At 41.9% G+C, this 20,174-nt stretch carries 7 protein-coding genes; 4 read left to right on the top strand and 3 right to left on the bottom strand.

All coding sequences use genetic code 11. From position 1 onward, the window contains the following. Positions 1-23 precede the first annotated feature (23 nt). A complete protein-coding gene (gene uvrB, locus ACK4HU_RS14985; protein WP_409808084.1) occupies positions 24-2,066 on the top strand; it encodes an excinuclease ABC subunit UvrB in 2,043 nt (680 codons plus the stop codon). 183 nt (positions 2,067-2,249) lie between these two features. After that, positions 2,250-2,885, top strand: a complete 636-nt coding sequence (locus ACK4HU_RS14980; protein ID WP_409808082.1) for a helix-turn-helix domain-containing protein — start codon at positions 2,250-2,252, stop codon at positions 2,883-2,885. On the opposite strand, the gene ACK4HU_RS14975 is transcribed toward ACK4HU_RS14980, so the two are convergent. Continuing rightward, positions 2,875-3,792, bottom strand: a complete 918-nt coding sequence (locus tag ACK4HU_RS14975) for a 1-aminocyclopropane-1-carboxylate deaminase/D-cysteine desulfhydrase (protein WP_409808080.1) — start codon at positions 3,790-3,792, stop codon at positions 2,875-2,877. The two genes, ACK4HU_RS14980 and ACK4HU_RS14975, sit on opposite strands and share 11 nt — an antisense overlap. Before the next feature lie 47 nt (positions 3,793-3,839). Here ACK4HU_RS14975 and ACK4HU_RS14970 point away from each other — a divergent pair, with 47 nt between their 5' ends. Together ACK4HU_RS14970 and ACK4HU_RS14965 are read left to right on the top strand one after the other, a co-directional pair. Beyond that, entirely contained in the window at positions 3,840-4,874 is a 1,035-nt protein-coding gene (locus ACK4HU_RS14970) for an RluA family pseudouridine synthase (protein WP_409808079.1), read from the top strand. A 1,295-nt stretch (positions 4,875-6,169) separates the two neighbouring features. Continuing rightward, positions 6,170-10,516 (top strand): hypothetical protein, encoded by a 4,347-nt coding sequence (locus ACK4HU_RS14965; protein ID WP_409808077.1) that lies wholly within the window; start codon positions 6,170-6,172, stop codon positions 10,514-10,516. Between the two features lie 801 nt (positions 10,517-11,317). On the opposite strand, the gene ACK4HU_RS14960 is transcribed toward ACK4HU_RS14965, so the two are convergent. Continuing rightward, complete coding sequence (locus tag ACK4HU_RS14960) at positions 11,318-17,677, bottom strand: beta strand repeat-containing protein (RefSeq protein ID WP_409808075.1); 6,360 nt, start codon at positions 17,675-17,677, stop codon at positions 11,318-11,320. Between the two features lie 695 nt (positions 17,678-18,372). Beyond that, positions 18,373-19,986, bottom strand: coding sequence for a fused MFS/spermidine synthase (locus ACK4HU_RS14955; protein WP_409808073.1), 1,614 nt, complete (start codon positions 19,984-19,986; stop codon positions 18,373-18,375). Positions 19,987-20,174: the final 188 nt, after the last annotated feature.

Here is a 20,174-nt window from a genome sequence, read left to right as displayed (position 1 = left end):
CTTTTTGGTGTTGGCAATAAGCTATGGATTTCAAACTTACCTCAGACTATCAACCCACCGGCGATCAGCCCAAAGCCATCAAGCAATTGGTGGAGGGCGTGAACGAAGGTGATGCTGCACAAGTATTGCTTGGGGTGACTGGTTCTGGGAAGACTTTTACCATCGCAAATCTTATCCAACAGACCCAACGACCAACCTTGGTCTTGAGTCATAATAAAACTCTGGCAGCGCAGTTGTACGGGGAGTTCAAACAATTCTTTCCGGAAAATGCGGTCGAATATTTCATCTCCTACTACGATTATTACCAGCCGGAAGCCTTCATCCCAAGTTCGGGAACGTACATCGAAAAAGATCTGAGCATCAATCAGGAAATCGAAAAACTCCGATTGAGTGCGACTTCTTCACTTTTGACAGGAAGACGGGATGTAATCGTGGTGGCATCGGTTTCCTGCATTTATGGTATTGGGAATCCTGCCGAGTTTGGCAAAAATGTAATCCGACTCCAAGAGGGTGACCGGATTCCAAGAAATCAGCTGTTATTCAAATTTGTCGATATCCTTTATAGCAGAACTCAGCAGGATCTCACTCACGGAACCTTTCGAGTCAAAGGGGATACCGTGGATATTCATGTGGCATATGGGGATTTTGCCTATCGTATTTTTTTCTGGGGGGATGAAATTGAGGCCATTCAGCGTGTAGAACCTGATACTGGAAAGAAAATTTCCGACGAAAAGATCATCTCTATTTTCCCTGCCAATCTCTTTGTGACAGGACGCGACACTATAAATACAGCCGTTCATGAAATCCAGGATGACATGGTGGCACAGGTGAATTTCTTCGAAAAAGAGGGAAAATTCATGGAAGCTAAGCGAATTCAGGAACGAACTGAGTTTGATTTGGAGATGATTCGCGAATTAGGATATTGCTCAGGTGTAGAGAATTACTCACGATATTTTGATCGAAGACTTCCGGGAACTCGCCCTTTCTGTTTGTTGGATTACTTTCCGGATGACTATCTATTAGTTATCGACGAAAGTCATGTGACTGTACCGCAAATTCGTGCGATGTGGGGTGGAGATCGATCCCGAAAGGTCAACTTGGTTGATTATGGATTTCGATTGCCTTCTGCTTTGGACAACAGACCGCTGAAGTTTGAAGAGTTTGAGGGGATGACAGGGCAAGTAATCTATGTATCAGCAACACCCGCAGACTACGAGCTTGCGCAGACAGAGGGGATCGTGGTCGAGCAAATCATCCGTCCAACCGGGCTTTTGGATCCGACGATTGAAGTAAGGCCAAGCCAAAATCAGATTGATGATCTGTTGGAGGAAATCGATCAGACAATCAAAACGGATGCACGCGTTTTGGTGACTACCTTGACCAAAAGAATGGCTGAAGAACTCCAGAAATTCCTTGAGCGAGCTGGTGTAAAGTCACGGTACATTCACTCTGAAGTGAAAACACTAGATCGAGTGGAAATTTTGCGTGAACTGAGATTAGGCGTATTTGATGTTTTGGTCGGGGTTAATTTGCTGAGAGAGGGACTTGACCTTCCCGAGGTTTCCTTGGTTGCAATTTTGGATGCAGATAAGGAAGGTTTCCTTCGGAATGAACGCTCGCTGGTGCAGACCATCGGACGTGCAGCAAGAAACTCCGAGGGTCGAGTGATCATGTATGCAGATAAAATCACCGACTCTATGCAATCGGCAATGGATGAAACCAGACGGAGAAGGGTAATTCAGATCGAATACAATGCTGAACATGGCATCACACCAACTACCGTGATCAAGTCCAGAGATAAGATCATGGGTCAAACCAAGGTGGCAGATTCCAAGAAAAATGCAAAAATCTACGCCGAACCTATGCCGGGTGAGGCACAAATCGCAGCGGATCCAGTAGTACAATACCTAAGCAAAGACAAACTGGAGAAACTGATTCAGCAAACTCAAAAGCAGATGGAGAAAGCTGCCAAGGAGCTAAACTTCATGGAAGCTGCCCGACTGAGAGACGAGTGGCAATCCCAAAAATCCCGATTGGCTGAACTCGGCCGGGGACTTGGAAACTAGTATTCATTTTAATTATATATCCGCTTCTCTCCCATTGGATAAAAAATAAAATAAGGATTGGGCTCAAACTTTAATATTAGGCCCTCTTCGGTCTCCCGTCTTCGGTCTTCCATCCGAATTTCAAGAGATAATTCGTTTAGTGGCAGAATAGCGTCTATTCATTTTACTTTATCATCCGAACTTATGACCCTTCAAGAAGTGAAGGCTCTGGCTGCAAAAGGCGAGGGGCTCAAGATCGAATTCAAAAAAAAGGCAGCTTTTCCTGAGAAAATTGTCAGGGAAGTGATCGCCTTGGCAAATACTGAGGGAGGAGATCTCCTAATCGGTGTGGATGATGATGGAACTGTCAGTGGTCAGCGTTTTATTGAGGAAGAAATTTTTGTAATGGAGAAAGCCATCCGGGACTTGATTTTGCCGAATCTGGCGTTTGAAGTTTTTACGATAAAACTATCAGAGAAAAAAGGGGTGGCTGTATTCAAAATCCCCAAAAGTCCGGATCGCCCTCATTTTTTGAAGGAAAAAGATCGCAAGCAAGCCTATATCCGAGTTCAGGATCGTAGTATTCAAGCCAGCAAGGAAGTTTGGGAAGTCTTGAAAAAAGGCCGAATCCCAAAGGATACAGTTTTTACCTACGGCTGGAAGGAGGAGATTCTGATGAAAGCTTTGGCAGAAAGTGGGAAAATCACGCTCAAGGAATTTGCCCGGATTGCCAAAGTTCCCCGTTTTTTAGCTTCCAAAACCTTGGTTCGCTTGGTCTCAGCTAACGTCCTGAAAATTCATCCTCAGGAAGCAGACGATTATTTTACGCTCAAAGAATAGGAAGATCAATTCCTGTTTTAGCTGCAAATCCAGTATTGCCCTGAAGGCCTCCCGTGTGTATCAGCAGTACTTTTGAGTTTGGTGGAAAATGATTTTTTTCGATTAAATCCCAAGTTCCAAAGACCATTTTTCCTGTATAGATCGGATCTAGAGGCATTTTAAATTCCTCGTAAAACCAACCCATAAAGTTGATCAGTTCCTTTTTATGTTTTCCATATCCCCCAAAATGATATTCAGTTCGTATTTCGTGAGATGCTTTGGTCTGTATTTTATTTGTTTCAAGAAGATTTGATATTTCTTCATGAATAAATTCCCCTTTCAAGGAGGAAAATCCAATCAAGGATTGATGGCTTTTAATACTTGCTGCCAAACCCGCAAATGTGCCGCCTGTTCCGATAGAAACACAGATATGGGTGAATTCAGAATAAGAATCAGACATAATTTCTTTAGTGCCTTTGATGGCAAATTCATTGGTTCCACCCTCCGGAATCAGGTAAAAGTCCCCGAATTGAGCTTTCAAATTCTTCAAAAACTCAGGAGAATTCTTTTGCCGATAGCTTTCTCTGGATATAAAGTGAAGCTCCATTCCCATTGTTTGAGCATGTGCCAAAGTCGGATTTCCTTTGTCTGCGTCTTCAGCTCTGATGATTCCGATACTTTGGAATCCCGCCAATTTTGCAGCGGAAGCAGTGGCATAGATATGATTGGAAAATGCGCCTCCAAAGGTCAGGAGTGTCTTTTCTTCCAGTCTTTTGGCTTCTTCGAGATTGTATTTTAGCTTATAGAATTTGTTACCCGAAACAACCGGATGAATTTTATCCAGTCTTAAAACCGCCACATGAACTCGCCTTTCATTCAATAGTGAATGAGAAAGGATTTGAAGCGGGATTGGTTCAGATTGAAGCATTTGAAGTCTTTTGCCAAAGTTAAGTTACATCCTCCTATTTTTGCGACATGAATCTACAGCCCGAAGAAGAGTTAGAAGACGACGAGTTAGAATTGTTTGAGCGCCATCGAATTGTGGTGGACAAAGGCCAATCCCAAGTACGGATAGATAAGTTTTTAACTGAAAAAATTGCCTTTGTCACTCGAAACAAGGTTCAGCAAGCGATTGATAATGATACAGTTTTGGTGAATGGCAAACCTGTAAAGTCTAATTATAAAATCAAGCCGCTTGACGATATTCAGGTATTTATGGATAAGCCTCGTCGGGACACAGAGGTGATTCCAGAGGATATACCGCTTGATATTATCTATGAAGACAAATACCTCCTTCTGGTAAATAAGCCTCCCGGTATGGTCGTTCACCCGGCTCATGGCAATTGGAATGGCACTTTGGCGAATGCCTTGGTTTACCATTTTCAACAATTACCAGAGATGAAAGGAAATGAGGGCAGGCCCGGATTGGTGCATCGGATCGACAAAGACACCTCGGGTCTCTTAGTGATTGCCAAATCAGAAGATGCCATGACGCCATTGGCAGCGCAGTTTTTCCATCATACGATTGACAGAACTTATGTAGCATTGGTATGGGGAGAGCTCGCGGAGGATTCAGGAACAATCGTAGGGCATGTGGGTCGAAGTGCCAAAGATCGAAAGGTCATGGATGTATTTTCTGATGGCAGTCAGGGTAAGCATGCGATCACGCATTGGAAGGTTTTGCAAAGACTTCGATATGTAACTTTAGTCCAGTGTAATCTGGAGACAGGACGGACGCATCAGATCAGGGCTCATATGAAATCCATCGGACATCCTCTTTTTAATGATGCGATGTATGGAGGTGACAAAATTCGAAAGGGGACTCAGTTTTCGAAATACAAATCCTTCATAGACAATTGTTTTTCATTGATGCCAAGGCAAGCACTGCATGCCATGAGCCTTGGATTTGTCCATCCTGTTACTAAAGAGCGGATTTATTATGAGGCTCCACTCCCTGAAGATTTTAAATCTGTCCTCGAAAAATGGGAGAACTATGTAAAATATGATTGATTTTATTTCTGATATGGCAACAAATGATCGTTTATGTTACTGAATAATTAATAAATGAGGAAAAACCATATTAAATAAGCAATAATTTAGAATCTTGTTAACGAATCGTTAAAATAAAACCCTCCCAAACCTTTGAAATTAACGAATCATCATATTTCAAACGATTTCATTAAATAAACTGTAAAAATTTAGATAAAATCTTGAAATATTTGCAAAATTGATGGAGCTCTCCCTATATTTGATTCATCAAAAGAGATAAAAGATCTCTATCACAATGTAGGATGTTGAAATTGGCAGACAAGCCCTCCTGTCTCGGGGGTGGAGAACATAGAATAAAGCAATTAGCGAGCTCGTAATTTTGCCTAACTACTCCGTGGAGGTTCGAATCCTTCTCCTACAGCAGGTTATTTTGGGTTTATTGTTAATTGACTAAAACCATGAAATTCTATTTCATGGTTTTTTTATTGCCCAATTTTTAAAGAGCAAATAATATATTTTGATAATCCGCTTCTTAACCTATAGGTCAGAACGGCCTCGACTTCGCTCGGCCACCGGATTTTTGGATATTTAGAGGGAGGGGCGGGAAATTGGGGGCAGCCGCATATTCCTCCCCTCCCTCTAAAACAAAACTAACGGACACCGAGCAGCTTGCCCGCAATGGTGAGAAGTCGAGGTGAAACAAATTAAAATTTACTACTGATAGAATTGTATATTTCCGAATAATATATTGAATAAAATAGAATATCCGAAGCATATTATCGAGTTTTTAAAATTTGAATTCAATTAACAAATTGATCATAAAAAGGTGATTACATCGTGTTTGATTTCATTAAAATCTATAAAAACAATGTTTTATTAAAAATACTGTAAAAAAATAAAATAAAACTTGCCAAAATTTTAATAAACCAATGGTATTTCTAATTTTGGGTATTATATTTCTCAAACCTATTTTACAAAACATTGAAAAGCTCGAAAGAGCTTTTTGATTATCAGAGGGATATGATGATTTCTGCCAAAGGGTAGAAAACTTAAATGAAGAATAATTGTCACCACATCTTGTAGGATGTTGAAACTGGCAGACAAGCCCTCCTGTCTCGGGGGTGAGGATCCTGTCCCGATTGCTATCGGGATCGGGACTGGACAAAGCGTAATTCAACCGGACTACTGCCTAACTGCCTCGTGGAGGTTCGAATCCTTCTCCTACAGCTCTTTCCAAAAGCAATGCATCGCATTGCTTTTGGTGTTTTTGGTGTTTTTTGTCTTATCTTTTCAGCTGTAAATACTAGCCAACTTTTATGGAATCTGAGAAAAGGGAGAAAAATACTACCCGTCCTTTTCGGAAGAAAATTATCCGGTGGGGAATGTTGGGGATACTCTCCCTGCTGTTCTTGGAATTTGTTATTTACTTCGGTTCCAATCTTTTTCTTACAAAATTCGCCCAACGAAAAATCAATGAAGCTACTGGGAATGTCTATGAGATAGATTTCAATAGAATTAATCTTTCATTGCTGCGCCGTGGATTTTTCATGGATGGTATCGTGATGAGACCAATTAATCCTGATACAAGAAAGGAAGGTCAGGCTCTTTTTGACATGAAATTGGATCAGGTTGCCTTCACTGGACTTTGGTACAGCTTTAGGAAAAAGAACTTCACCATAGGAAAAATTTACATTGATAACCCGAATATAATTCTTGATCTGCCTCCAAGTATGGAGGACCAAGAGAATAATCAGGATGAAATAATTCCTATAAACCGAGAAAGGGTGTCACCTATAAAGGTGCTGGAGGATGAAATCAAAAAAACCGTTCGCCAAATAAACCTGACAGGCTTAATCATCAAAGAAGTAGAAATCGACCATGCGAATTTTTTCTTTTTCAATTTCCTGAGTCAGGATGCACTGCGCGCTGAAAACACTTCCCTTATCGTACGTAATCTGGATTTTACTACTCAAAAAGAATGGACGACCCCGTTCAATGCCGAAGGATTTGAATTTGAATTGGATAAAGTGACTTTCCCACTGCCTGATGGTGTACACAGGATTCAAGCTGATCGGGTTTTTATCACCTCGCTTGACAACCTGATTGATATCGAGAAGTTTTTATTGACTCCGGACAAATCCCAAGAAAGTAAGGCTTACTATGAGGTTGGATTGGAGCGTTTGCGGGTCGGTAATGTAGATCTCAATAAGGCATTCATGACTTCTGTCTTAAATATTGACGAAATGATCCTCAATGAGCCAAACTTCAAAGTAGCGAGCAATCCAAGGGTAGAATCCGATAGTGCGGCCTCCGGAGACTTAAATGATTTTATCAAAGGAAGTTTGGAGTCCGTCACGATCAAGGAATTGTCTATCAACAGGGGGAAATTTGTCAAATCAGAGTTGGATGATACCCTGAAAAACAGGATTGAATTGGATGAATTAGATTTTAAAATGGTTCAATTCTATCTGGGTCAGGACTCCTTGAAGCGGGGAAATCAATTTTTTTATGGGAAAGACGCAGCCATGGATATCAAAGGGAGCCGGGTGTATCTAGGTGATCAGATCCATATTTTGCAAGGGAAGGAAGTGAGTGTTTCCAGCTTTAAAAATGAACTGATTGTAAGAAACTTAAGTATTCAACCAAGGAAAGATTTACTGGTCAATCAAAATCCTGAAAAACTGTTTAAGGTGGATCTCACGGAGTTTTCAATTGAGGACGTTGATCTCAAAAGATTATACAATGATGCAATTTTAGTCGCAGACCAAATTCTTATTTATCAACCCAAAGTCGAATATTCCGAGCTTTTGCAATCATCCGAAACTCAAGGAAAGCAGGTGCAATTGGAGGAAATTATCGCAGAATTTCTGGGTGAGGCCAACATTAGAAATTTTGAAGTTAAGGATGGAGTGATCCAATTCAAAGACGAAAGAGGAGAACGAAGTAATAATATAGGTTTCGAGAAATTCAGCTTCAGGTTGGAAGATGTGGAGTTATATGCAGCACCGGAATTGCCTTTAATTGAGAAATTAAAAATTGGTGAGATTTATCTTTCATTGGATCAGTATAGGTTGAAACTACGAGATAACCTGCACACCATTTTAGCGGATAAGTTGATCGTTGATTCAAAGAGACGACTTCTTGAAGTCACTAACTTCACCATTCGCCCAGAAAATCAAGCTCAGATTCAAACTGCTCTGGATGCCTATGGTAAAACTGCCGCGATTGATTTTTTTGTCCCTGTATTTCGAGCGGAGGGAATTGATGTTAAATCCGCACTTTATGACGGAAAACTGTTTGTAAGACAGATTTTTCTGCCGGGTCCCATATTTACGATCTCCAATTATCGGGAAAAAGCAAGATCGATCGAGACACCCGAGTCCACCGATGAAGTAAAAAACCTGCTATTGGGATATTTCAGCATCATCCAAATTGATTCCTTAAGCTTGGATAATGCTCAGATAAAGTACCAAAGTTTGGTTGAAAACAAGCGCTCCATATTTGAAGAGGATAATTTCACCTTAAACCTGAAAAATTTCATCCTTGATCAAGAGGCAGTAATCCATGAGGACAAGACTATGTTTTCGGATGAAATCGACTTAGTCTTCAACAATTATTCTTTCAGCTTGGCAGGTGGCAAATACGAAGTTTCCACTGACAAGCTGCAATACAACTCCAAGACCAAATCAATAGAAATCAAAGATCTGGAATTGGCGCCTAATGATGAGCTAGCAGGAAGAATACAGCTAGGAATGCAGTTTCCCAGGGTGAGTTTTCGCGGAGTGGATATCGAGGAGTTTTTCTTTGATAATATTTTGGACCTGGATAGACTCGAAATCGACCAAGGCAATATTGAAATTGGTATCGACCGTAAAGTGGCTTCCAAACTACCTTCAAACCGCCTAATAAATACCAAGAAAAGAACGCTTGACAAGGTTCTAATCGACACGATCCAAAGTAAAAATTCCACGGTTTCAATCAATTATCAAGTGGATAATTCAGTTTTGAATTCCATCACAACCGAGTTTGAACTGATGGTTAAGGATTTCAAACTTGATTCTGCCCTCACCGCAAGAAAAAATGTGGGGGATATGTATAAGGAATTTACCCTGAGTTTGAGTGACTTTAAGTTTGCGCTTCCTGACAGTGTTCATACGCTTGGATTTTCGGAAGTGAATATTGGAACGCACCGTGATGAAATTTCATTTTCTGATTTTTACCTTACTCCAAAAGACCAGTTTGGAAAGCCGGGAAATCCTGTCCTTGATGCGAAAATTGATCAGTTGATTTTGACCAATAACCGCCTTGCTGAAATTCAAGAAACCGGGATTTTTGATTTGAGGGAGATTCGAATGATCAATCCAAAAGTGAATTTGTATTTGGATACAGTTAAAGTCAAAAAAGAGTATACCTCAGTCAGAGAGAAATCTTCCACAGCACTGATTCAATCTATTTTATTGGGAGATTTTCACCTTGAAAATGGAGAACTTACGATTCATAAAAAAGGGAAAGGCCCGATTCCGAGACTGGATTTTCAGGGTCTTGCTCTTGACGTGGAAGGGGTAAACATTGATGTCTTGAATCCAAATCAAACCTTGGATTTGAAAAAATTGGTGGAGGCAAATTCCAAATTTAGTCTGGAAAAATATTCCATTTTCACTCCCGATAGTCTTTACAAAGTGGATGTTGGAAGAGTGGATTATCTGGATAAAAATCTGGTCTTGTCAGATATATACTATCGGCCTGTTGATGGAAATTATGCCCTTTTGCGAAAACTACCCTATCAAGCCGATGCCATCACAGCGCGTGTGGATGCCATTCGGCTCAAGAATATAGACTTGCAAAGTTACTTGGAGTCCAATTCGATTAAGGCACAAGAACTGATAATTGATCGTCCCATCGTCGATCTTATGAGAGATAAAAGATATCCCTTTGACAGTGCAGGGCGGAAACCTATGCCTCAACTTTTGATGGAAACGGCAGGAATTGAATCAGATTTGATTTCTCTCAGGATTCGTGATGGGCTAGTAAGGTATTATGAATTTGCAGAAAAAGGGATGATGCCGGGGATGATTTCTTTCCATAGAATCAATGCGGATATGGCTCCTTTTTACTTAAGAAAGACGGGGCAAAATTATCCTGTGGATCGTCTGAGGATTGGAATGGAGGCCTATCTTATGGATACTTCCAAGTTAAATCTGAATGCGATGTTGTATTTCAAAGAGAAATATCCAATGGACGTAGAAGTGAAAATGGGCAGCTTTGCATTCAGTGAAGTGAATGATTTCCTGTCTAAAACTCTTTTTGTAAAAGCCTTGGATGGAACAGTGAGCAATGGAGATTGGCAATTTACTTTAACAGAGGACGATGCGATTGGGGATATGAAATTTGCCTATACCGATCTGAAAATTCAGTTTCTTGATTCAATGACCTTAGGACAAGGCTTGGGAAGATTGAGGTTGTACACTTTTGGAGCTAATTTTTTGGCAAGAAACAATAATCCCAGAAAGCTGTCTTCCACAGTGGTCTCGCGGAGGATTTACGACGAGCGAGATAAAAGCCGATCTGTTTTCAGTGCTTGGTGGAGAGCAACGCTTAGCGGTTTGAGAGGGACTCTTGGGTTTGGAAAGGCTGCTGTACCAAAGGGTAGGGAGGATGAATAGGGTTTTGTTCACCACGGATGCCTAGGACAACAAAGTTTTTTACCACAGACCTGCCTGCCGGTAGGCAGGGCACGCTGAGAAAATGGATTTAAGGATCATGCCTTTAATTGGACTTTTACCTTTTCGACTCAATTGGCCTTTATCAAGTTCACTGAGGCTCTACGCTTCGCTTTTGACCGTTATTTGAAGTAGTCACCCCTTCCAATAAGGATTTTTTTGACTGTTCTGTCAAGCAATTCTTTAATCTCTGCGGTTTTTGCGCCTTTGCGGTGAATAATTTTTTTTTGCCGCAAAATTCGCAGAGGAACGCAAAGAAATTTCACCACAGACATTGAGAAAATAGACAGTTTTTCACCACATAACATATAGACACATAGTATAATATTCCTGAAAGGTTATAGTCTATGTTTCTATGAGGTATTAAATAAAGTATTGTTGAGGTTTTCTGTTTTGGATTACCACATAAGAAGAGCAAAGTTCGCAGAGGTGAAAATCACCAAAAGGACACCTTTATTTGCCCAAGAATATTTTATAAACTTTGATGCTTTCAGGACTAACTTCCTCTTTTTGAAAATAGGGTAAGGGGAATTTTTAAATAAACTTATTTCTCTGTGGTAGGATTTTTAATCAGGTTACGGTCCTCAATTTCTACCTGCTTCAGGTGGTAGTTTATTTATTCACAAAAATTCTTTGTGGCTTTAGGCAAATCATTTTTTACTAAGGAGATTCCAAAAAAAATCATCCCAACTTGTAGCAACTGGACTCCAAATTGGGATGACTTTTATGGTTAAATACAAATTTCTACCTCTTCAATATCACCTTATGATACTCCTTGAAAGTAGCCCAGCTGATCTCAATAGTGTATAAACCGCTTGCTTTTCCTTTTAAAACTTCAGAAAGCTTTGTGCTTAGTTGATTTGGGGAATTCCCTTCAATCACATCAAAAACTCCTGTTGCAGAAATTATCCTAACTGTGACTTTTTCATCATTATAAGCTTGTTTATCCAGCATTTCTAGGTTGATCGGATCGCCAGTGTTGGGGTTAGGGAAGACTCTCCAGTAAGTAGTGCCTGCTAATGGGTCCACTAAAATGGAACGTGTCACACTGTAGGAGTATTTTCCACTCATATCCACCTGCTTCAGTCGGTAGTACACAAATCCACCCGATAGAGGTAGTTGCGTGTCATTAAAGCTGTAGTCAGAAGGAGCATCCGAATAGCCTTTACCAGCCACTTCTCCAATTTTAGTCCAGGATTTCACGTCATGCACGGAACGCTCGATCTCAAAGTGGGAGTTTTCCCATTCTTTGGCTGTAGTCCAGTTCAGCTCACCTATTCGTTCAACTTTATCACAGGAAGCTTCAAAGCGAAGGAATTCTACAGGAAGGATTCTGGCAATAGGATAAGAGATAATTACTGCGCCTTTAGCGCCTGTTCCGCCTCTAAATTTAGAATCATGACCTGATCCCCCGCCTCCGGAGCCTGGAGTTTGACCTATTTGGCCATCTCCATCGAGCCCACCGATACCACCTGCACCACTGCTTCCACCGGCACCTGCTGGGCTGTTTTGAGAACCACCCCCACCACCTGCTGCATAAAATCGAGCTCCAAATTCAGGTGTTTGAAGGCCACCACCACCAGTTCCACCTAAGGAATTATTATCTGGTGAATTTCCTCCGGCCCCGATAGCACCACCACCACCTCCTCCTGCATGATCTCCCCCATCTCCTCCAGAAGTTCCGCCTCCTACGCCTCCACCTGCTGCAGAAGCGTTATTTTTATCTTCGTGCCCTTCACCACCTCCTGATCCACCAAAGTTTCTTGAAGAAACGAGAGTAAAGCCAGCGGGTAATGTCACTGAATTGGGAAGTCCTGCACTTCCTGAGCGTTGTGGTTGGTTGCCGTCAGCATCAGATCCTCCACCCCCTCCACCTCCCGCAGAGGCGTTAAAGGTACCGAATTCAATACTGGATGAATTGCCCTGGACACCTCGGAGGTTTTGGCTAGTGGAACCTGCTCCCCCATTTCCAACTTTAACGGTAAATGTACTTCCAGCTGAAACACCTGCGGTACCAAGATTAGCTACCCGGGCATGGATCAAACCACCGGCACCACCACCTCCACCGGAGCGAACGCCACCGCCACCGCCGCCGCCAAGCACTAACATATCAAATTCTGTAATATCAGGAGGAACGACCCATTCGCAATCCTCATTAAACTGAATAATCACCCGTTCTGATGAGGTTCCATTCTCAATAACAGTGGCACAAGGCAAATTAGGAACGTAAGGAGGACAGCTAAAGGTGATAATTACCTGACCATCACCTCCATCACCACCAGATGAAAGACCACTGTCTTTTGTACCAAGGCCACCTCCGCCACCTCCACCAGGTGAGGTGCCCGCTTCACCTGCATCAGAGGCTTTTTTACCTTCTACAGCCCCATCGCCTCCATTAGCACCTCCTGCTGGAGCAATAGCTCCGGCATTTCCCGCTGCATTGGTACCATTTGCATTTCCTCCAGATGAGCCTCCTCCTCCAGAATTTTTGTCGTTTACTGTAGCGCTTCCATTTCCCCCTGAACGGCTAATTATCCCAGGTCGGTCGGCTATTTCAGGTGCTGTTAACAAAGCTCCTCCTGCTGCACCCGAGGTCATATTAGTAGGAGCGGAAATTCCCCCATTTGCAAGAACTAAGGACGTCGAAATTTGGGTGTTGACAGGTTGACTGGAGTTTCGGGTTATATAAGATATACCCCCGTTGGTAGGAGTATTACCTGCTATTCCACCTTTTCCGACAATTACTCCTAAAACATCACCAGGAAAAGTAGAAATCGTTCGTTGTGAAAAGGCCCCACCGCCTCCACCACCACTACCTCCTTTTTTATTGAATTGGGAACCACCTGCACCGCCTCCGCCCCAGACTCGGATGGTAACTTCAAAAACTCCATCGGGTACATAGAAGGTCCCATCGGAATTGAAAATTGTACTACAGATTCCGAAGAATGAGGTATTATTTGCTGTGATGGTAGTTGCAGCACAAGTATCAGTTGATCTCCTTAGACTATTGATTACAATATTTGTTAAATCAACGCTGGTTATTAGAACGGTAGGGAAAGTGCCTACACCATTTACTATGCTTACAGTGGTGCTAGTTGTAGTATTTACACCTCCGGAGAGGGTATAATTAACAGTATAGGTGCCAGTTGGAAGTGAGGCTACATCACCTCTGAGGGTGATGGAGGCAGTCCCTCCTACAGCTGAAGGTGCTACAGACCTTACCGAAGTTAAGGCATACACTGGACTGACTTCAATGGTACCCGTAGCCGCTACCGTGCCACAACCACCCGTCAGGGGAATACTATAATTAAAAGTTCCTGATGAAGTAGCAGTTCCTGTAATTCTGATTTCATTCCCAACTAAAGTGGCTGAGACTCCCGCAGGCAGCCCATTTGCTCCTGCAACACCTTCATTTGCAATACCAGTGGCTAAGGTGGTGGTATGGGTAATGGTTGGAATCACATTATTGATGCAAACGGTTGGAGTAGAAGAGGGAGTGGAGGCGGTCATTAATGGAGTTACCGCTACAACAACTGTAAATGGGACTCCATTACATCCTCCAATCGTCGGAGTTACCGTGTAGGTCGCTGTGTGGCTGAAATCAGTCGGATTGTTTAAAGTTCCCGTTATGCTGCTTGCTCCACTTCCTGCTGCTCCTCCCGTCAATCCACCTGTTACTATTGGAGCAGACCAAGAATAGGTTGTGCCGGGAAGAACGAATCCATTGGTTCCATCAATCGGGGTTGAGGTAAATGTTTCTCCACTACAAACTGTGTTGGTCATATTTGTAATGGATGAATTAGGATTTACAGTTACTACAACATCGAAAGTTGCTCCTGTACAAGTTCCAAAGGTAGGTGTGACCGTATAAGTGGCTGTTTGAGGGGTATTGGTAGGATTAATTAAAGTGCCTGAAATGTTATTTGCTCCGCTACCACCAGCACCTCCTGTTATTCCTCCTGTTACACTAGGTGAAGTCCAGGTATAGGTAGTTCCAGCCGGGACTAAGCCATTGGTGCCGTTAACCGGAGCAACTGAAAATCCCAACGTACTGCAGACTGCGGTATTTATAGTATTAATTATTGGTGTTGGATTGACTGTCACAACAACTGTAAAAGTAGCGCCTGTACAACCACCCAATTGAGGTGTAACTGTGTAGGTTGCTGTTTGAGGGGAATTTGTTGGATTGACCAAAGTACCGCTAATGTTTGCACCGCTCCCTGCTGCACCTCCGGTTATTCCACCTGTTACTGTTGGGGCATTCCAAGAATAGGTAGTTCCGGTAGGAACAATTCCATTCACTCCATCTGTCGGGGTACTTGTAAAAGTACTACCTGTACATACCTCATTGGTCATGTTGGTGATTGCAGAGTTGGGATCGACAGTTACGGTCACTGTAAAAGTCGCCCCGGCACAAGTTCCAAATGTTGGTGTTACGGTATATGTAGCTGTTTGTGTGGAATTCGTAGGATTGGTTAAATTACCTGATATGTTTACCGCTCCGCTTCCTAAAACCCCACCTGTCATTCCTCCTGTGACAACAGGCGCAGGCCAAGAATAGGTCGTTCCAACAGGTACCAAACCATTTATGCCATTTACAGGTGTGAGGGAGAATCCTGAGGATCCACATATCGATGTGCTCATAATAGTCACAGCCGGTATTGGATTTACCGTAACAACCACTTCAAAAGGAGCACCAGTACAGCTTCCTGAAACGGGTGTTACGGTGTAAGTAGCAGTTTGTGGGGAATCAGTTGGGTTGTTTAAGTTTCCTGTTATGCTACTTGCGCCACTACCAGAAGCACCTCCCGTCATTCCCCCTGTCACATCCGGAGCAGACCAAGAATAGGTGGTACCAGAGGGAACAACCCCATTGGTACCGTTGACAGGAGTAACCGAAAAACCAGAAGCACTGCAACTTTCGGTGGTTATGTTTGTAATTACCGGATTAGGGAGAATGGTTACAACTCCTGCTGCAGGCGTAAACGTGTAGTTTGTTGCGGTTAAACCCGATACCACGGGAGTGATGGTAACCCCAGCAGTACCGGCTGCGGTTGCAGCAGTGTAGGTGGTAGTGTAGGTAGCAGATCCGGAAATAACAGATGCTGTTTCAGAATTTACAAATCCTGAGGGAGTATATGTGCCTGCACCGGTGACAGTTGCAACAGGTGTTCCAAAACACACGGTTTGATTATCTGCTGTTATTGTTAGAATTGCCTTATTAACTGTATAAGTTAAGGTTGCATTAGTGGTCCCGTTGCTATTTGTGGCAGAAATAGTTATGGTATAAACACCTGCGGCTGTAGTTGGCCCAATGGTGATAACTCCTGTGGAAGTATCGATACTCATCCCTGTTGGTAAGCCACTTGCAGAAAAACTAGCAGGTGCATTTAATGCGGTTATGGTGTAAGTATTTCCGCTTCCATAAGTTGAGTTTGCGGTGGAACCGCTTGTAATAAACGGGGCTGCTGGGCTAGGTACAACCTCACCACTTGCTAAAATGCTTGCACCTTGCGTATAGCCTTGAAAGGTGATTTGTCCAAGTTGGCCTGCTGTCAATCCCGTTCCTGTTGAACCCACAAAAATCTTCCCCGCAGTTCCCGTTGCACCGGCAGTTCCCGTCCATCCGGTGATAGTCAAATTAGTACCCGCAGTCCAAGCTACTGCATTACTTGCTGCGAAATTTAAATTGTGGCTACCAGTTCCAAGACTGATGGTTGAATTTGCCGTCAAAGCTAAAGTTCCTGCAGCTTCTGAAAAGCCTGTTGATGCCCCGGTGCTAAGTGTACCTCCTCCCAAAGAAACAGGCGAAGAATTAGGCAAAACTCCGGAAGCTCCAAGTTGAAGTATACCTGCTGTTATGCTTGTGGTTCCGGTGTAGGTATTTGTTCCGGATAAAGTTACTGTACCGGATGTAGTTTTAGTTAATGATCCTGTACCCGCTAAAATAGCACTAATGCTTCCGTTTTGAACCGCATAGCTGTTTCCTGATATGGTTCCTGATGTGCCGCTAATGTTTCCGGATTCTAGTGTTAAAGTTCCAAGAGCAACTGTACTAGTGCCGATATTCATTGTGGAGTTTTGGGAAACGGTAATTGACCTCCCACCAGTACTATTCGCAATGTTAAAATTGCCAGTATTAAAAATTGAACCTGAAGTTAAATTCCCAACGGAAATGTTTCCAGTGACATTTGAAGCTGTGATGGCTGCACTTAGGGTGGCGCCCGGGGCTGAAGTGTTGTTGATTTGGAGATTGTTATAGGTAACAGCTGCTACCCCAATGGGAATTGTTTGTGCTATTGATCCCTCAAAATTGACTGTTCCCGTAGAAGGGGTAAGGGTTCCATTTGAATTATTGGAAAATCTAAGTGCGCCCTTGAGGTTCATTGTTCCCGAACCAGAAAAAATTACTGATACTCCCCCGTTGTTTGTTCCTCCACCCCCCACTGTCGTGTAGATTAAGTCACCACCAATGTTTACAGTACCTGTGCTTATCAGTAAATGACTGCGTCTATCATTATTTCCACCATTACCAGTTGAACCTGTACCTAGTTGTAGATCACCTAGGGCATTAAGTGTTCCATTTCCAACATTAATTTGTTTAATATTATTATTGTTGTTTCCGTTTATATTTATTTTTCCAGATACTGTTAGTATTCGTGTATTTACATCAAAATTTAGTGCAGCGCTACCATTGGTTCCATTTGCACCTATTTCAAGTGCACCTATATTGTTTGCCGGCGAAACATTTAAGGTAACAGTATGTCCATTTAAAATCTGTACCGTTCCAGTTCCTGGATTTTGACCCGGATATGGATCACCAGCTATGAGATTAACCCAGTTATTAGTAGGTGCTCCAACCCATCTTTGCCAGGTGGCAACAGCATCCCAATTCCCATTAGCCCTTGACCTATAATCCCCCACAGCCTGACCGAAAGCAGAATGAATTCCGAAAAAAAGACTAAATGCCAGAAGCAAGCTAAAAATCCAGCTTCTCTTCGTTGTATTTCCCCTGCCTTCCCCCGAAAAAAGCCATCCCATTACCCATCCCAGGAATAGGATCGGTTGGAAGGAATTTCTAAAGCGGACGTTTTTAAGATCCATAAAAGTTTTTTTTCTACCAGGATAGATAGGTTTTAAATGGGTTTTGAGAGGGGGCGATCATTTGAACCTTTTTTGACATTACCCTTACTAAATTACCTTTGTTAGATGTATCTATTTTATGGTATAAATGTACACATAAATTGTTTTGAAACACAAGAAAATGCACTTCAAATTATTTCCTACATCATATTAAATTATTATTCTTCCTTTTTATAATCTGATTCTTCAAGATTATTTCAATAAATAATTGGATAAATCTCCTATAGATAATAATTTTTGAATTGCTTGACAGTTAAGTACTGCTCAATTCATATATACCTTATAGTCAACCAAAATGGATTTATGACTTTCAAAATTAATAATAAAAAATTTAAAGTTCTATATATATGGTTGAATTTCAGCTTATAAAGAAATATTCTACTCTCCGAACGATATATTCTGAAATATAATTGGGGAACTTTTATCTTTTCTTCCCGCTCATTGAGGTTTGTAAGCTTTAACCCGAATTATGGTGTAGGATTCGTTGGGAGGGTTCAAACAGTAAAAAAAATTAGTCACTTTGGTTCCTAATAGGTATCGAAGGAAAAGTGAAGCTACTTAGATTGTAGTGATTTGAGGCCGTAATAGATTTTTGATTGAAGTCCATTCATAGTATTCTTCATCTGCATTTATTTTTTTGGCTTAACCAAAATGCCCTACCTAAAAAATGGAATTCCGTTGTCTTTTTCCCTTTGAATAATAGCGCCAATTGCGGTTTTTCGCCATTGCTCATTGTTGTAGGTATTTAACAAATCTAATACTGGACGATCATCCCTTAGCACAAAAGCATCAACGATGTCAATTTTTTCCCCAGAGACCAAGTCATCATATTCGTGAGGGATGTATCTGCAACAAGGATTAATCCTATCCTCAGTAATTGTTTTGAAATTTATTTGGCTGGGTGATGCCATGAAGTGAATGTCTCCGTCATTACCCTCGTTAAAAAAATAAGTTTGAAAACCGGATTCCCATAAAGTTCTATAGATAGATCTTGTTCCTTTTCCGTAAGGACCTGCAATACTTCCTTGAAAATTGATGATTAGCAATCCATCTTGATTTAAAATGCCCTTTACTTTTTCTAATGCTTCCAAAGTAAACATATGATGAGGCTGAACCTCCCCGTTGAGAACATCAACAAAGATCAGGTCATACTTTTCCTGGGTAGTGTTGAAATAATGCCTGCCATCATCAATAAATATTCGAGTGCCTTGAGGTTCAAATCCAAAAAAAGTTTCTGCGATAAATGGTACCCTTTCGTCCAATTCCACTATATCCAACTTGAATCCCAATTGCTTAAATTCCATGGCCACACTACCACCACCTAGGCCTACCATCAAGGCTTTGGATCCTGTAGGCTTGATACTGGCATAGGTAGCAATTCGGTGTGGATAACCCCATTCTGAGATTGGAATAAATTCCTCGTCAACCCAAGTTTGAGCGATATGGTTGATAAACAAATGGCGGAAGGTTTTTCCAGTTCCCGGATCTGGATTTTGAAGCACGGTCAGCTGACCCAAAATGCCTTCGCTTTTGTATAAAAAGTTCAAAGGAATATACGGGTCTCTGAAATTTTCTCCTGTCGTAAAAATCAGTAAGCCAACGAAGAGAGAAATGCCAAGGGCGATAGGTTTGTGCTTACCCAGTTTGAGTACCAGAAGCAAGGCCATAATTCCCAAGGGCAGAGCTGCTAGATAAAGGGAAGCCCGGATTCCAAATTCGGAAAGCATGTAGAAACCCATCAGTAAAGTCATCAAAATCCCGCCGATGGTAGATATGGCATAAACAGTTCCTGCTGTTTGCCCGGTTTCCTTTACCTGTCTGTTACACAATTGGATAATGGTGGGAGACACCATACCCATGCAGATTAAGGGAGGCATCATGTAGATCATGGTGGAAATAAGCGATCCTGTTCTTATGCCTAAACCACTTGTCCACGGAATTACATAAAGCCCCAAAATCGGCATAAGTGCAATTAGCGCCGTACCCACAATTAGTTCCAACATCAACAACCTTTGAGGATCGTATTTGGAAGTAGCCCAACCACCGACATAATACCCAGTAGTAAGGCCACCTAAAGTTACCGCCAAAACTGAGGACCATACATAAAGGGAGGTTCCGTAATAAGGAGCAATGATTTTGGCACCTCCTAGTTCGATAGCCATTACTGCAGCACCCTCAACAAATGCAATCAAAAGGAGAAAGTCTCGGGCTAGAAAAATTTGGGATTTTGAACCTTCGGGTTTTTGGGTTGGGGTGGGCTTTTGACTCATAAATTTTCAGATTAAATAATTTAGTAATAATTAGAGATCACTTGATTGGATTGGAAAAATAAAAAGAAAAGTTAAAAGCAAAACAAAATATTCAATTCAGATTTTGCATTTGGTTTTGTAATCACAAAAATTCTTTCTGGCTTTAGCCAAATCATTTTTCACCGAGGATAATCCAGAAAAAATCCCAA

The sequence above is a fragment of the Algoriphagus sp. genome (assembly GCF_046296635.1).
Taxonomy (GTDB): Bacteria; Bacteroidota; Bacteroidia; order Cytophagales; family Cyclobacteriaceae; genus Algoriphagus.
Note: the sequence above shows the minus strand (reverse complement) of the source record. Positions and strands in the feature narration are given on the sequence as shown.